At 67.9% G+C, this 411-nt stretch carries 1 protein-coding gene; it reads left to right on the top strand.

The window, feature by feature from the left end; translation table 11 throughout:
* Nucleotides 1-181, top strand: a 181-nt coding sequence (locus tag AOK00_RS40610; RefSeq protein WP_254047493.1) for an alpha amylase C-terminal domain-containing protein, incomplete at its 5' end; no start/stop codon positions are given.
* Between the last annotated feature and the right edge of the window lie 230 nt (nucleotides 182-411).

Below are 411 nucleotides of genomic sequence, written 5' to 3'. Positions count from 1 at the left end.
CGTGCCGGACGCGGTGGTGGCCTGGTCGGAGGTCCTGAACACGGACGCCGGCCGGTACGGCGGCGGGGACGTGGTGGGGCGGGATCCGGTGAAGACGGAATCGGTTCCGCACCACGGGCGTTCGGCCAGCATCCGGATGACGCTGCCGCCGCTCGCGACGGTGTGGCTGCGTCCGGCCTGAGCCGCACCGGGACCGGTGGGCGGGAAAGGTCACTACCTGTCTGATAATTGACGGTCATTCAGTTGATGGTTCACCTGTTCGGGCATCCCGCCCGCTGTTCGGATATCTTCGCTCTCCAGATCAGGCCGACAGGTCCAGATGGGCGGGGAATGATGCAGGACACCGTCGAGCGGCGCCTGTCGCCGCAGCTCTGCCACCGGGTGCGCAGCGAGGACACCTTTCCCGTCGAG

It is taken from the genome of Streptomyces aureus, assembly GCF_001418135.1.
GTDB classification, from domain to species: Bacteria; Actinomycetota; Actinomycetes; order Streptomycetales; family Streptomycetaceae; genus Streptomyces; species Streptomyces aureus_A.
This window is presented reverse-complemented; position numbering and strand designations above follow the sequence as displayed.